The sequence below is a fragment of the Streptomyces misionensis genome (assembly GCF_007896895.1).
Classification (GTDB): domain Bacteria; phylum Actinomycetota; class Actinomycetes; order Streptomycetales; family Streptomycetaceae; genus Streptomyces; species Streptomyces misionensis_A.
This window is the reverse complement of sequence record NZ_VOGW01000110.1, coordinates 1-1,079: the sequence shown is the minus strand read 5'-3', so window position 1 is coordinate 1,079 and position 1,079 is coordinate 1. Positions and strand designations below refer to the sequence as shown.

2 protein-coding genes and 1 pseudogene are annotated in these 1,079 nt (G+C 75.4%); all 3 read right to left on the bottom strand.

Translation table 11 applies throughout. The annotated features are described in order from the left end of the window. A pseudogene (locus tag FRZ03_RS39215) lies at positions 1 to 270 on the bottom strand (hypothetical protein); the annotation flags it as partial. 218 nt (positions 271 to 488) lie between these two features. Further along, entirely contained in the window at positions 489 to 728 is a 240-nt protein-coding gene (locus FRZ03_RS19495; protein WP_146466458.1) for a chaplin, read from the bottom strand. A gap of 171 nt (positions 729 to 899) precedes the next feature. Next, the coding region (locus FRZ03_RS19490) for an LPXTG cell wall anchor domain-containing protein (protein WP_146466457.1) at positions 900 to 1,079 on the bottom strand (180 nt) is incomplete at its 5' end.

The following is a 1,079-nucleotide window of genomic DNA, read 5'->3' as shown; positions in this document are numbered from 1 at the left end:
CCCGGCCTCCGCCGCCGGCAGTCTGCCCTCGGTCAGCGACCGGTCGAGCAGGGTGACGACCTGCTTGGGCACGGAGCCGCTGCGGTCCAGGGCCCTGACCTGGGCGAGCAGTTTCGCGGCGCCGGGCAGCGAGGTCTGGAAGGCCCCGGCGTCGGCGCGGTCTCGCGTCGAGTCGGCGGAGACGGCGACGGCGACCGGGCCGGTGACGGCGGCCAGGACGGCGGCGCCGACGGCGGTGGAGGCGAGGCGCCGCGCGGGCAGAGCGCGCATGAGGGTTCCTTTCGGAGGGGATCGGATACGAAGCCACCGTCGGTTCGCCGCCCGTGCCCCGCAACCGCTCGCTACGCCTCCTGCCCCGTCCGGGCCGCCCGCTGCCCCGTCCGCCGTAACGGACGTGCCGGGCCGTGTTCCCCCGGACACGGCGAACCGGCCGCCCACCCCGCGACGGATGCGGGGGTGGACGGCCGGTCGAGGGTCCGCGGCGGGCGTCAGCCGTTGACGCAGGTGTTGCCGAACGCCGGGTTCAGCACGCCGATGACGTCGATGCTGTTGCCGCAGAGGTTGATCGGCAGGTGGATCGGGACCTGGATGACATTGCCCGACACGACGCCCGGCGAGTTGGCGGCGACGCCGCCCGCGCCCGCGTCGGCGGCGGCGACACCGGCGGTGCCGGCGACGGCCGCGACGGCGGCAGAGGTCAGGACCAGACCCTTCGCGATACGCGACATGGAAAGGTGCTCCTTGGGATCGACACAAACATCCGGGCGGATACCCGGCGTTGTGTCAACGCGCCCCGCCCTCGCGGGTTGTGCCGCCAAAGGGGTGATCCTCGCTCGACCGACGGCCCGGCACGCGCGCGAGGACCCCCGCACGGGCGTGTGCGGGGGTCCTCCTGGACGTCACCGGCGGGCGGTGCTCCGGCCGCGGCGGTAGAGCACCGCACCGGCCACGATCAGCGCGGCGCTGGCCGCCGAGGTCGCGATCATGGCGCGGGCGTTGCCACCGGTGTGCGGCAGCGAGGGCGTGCCCGGGTGGGGGCTCTCACCGCCGCCGTACGGGGGCGGCGTGGTCTCCCCACC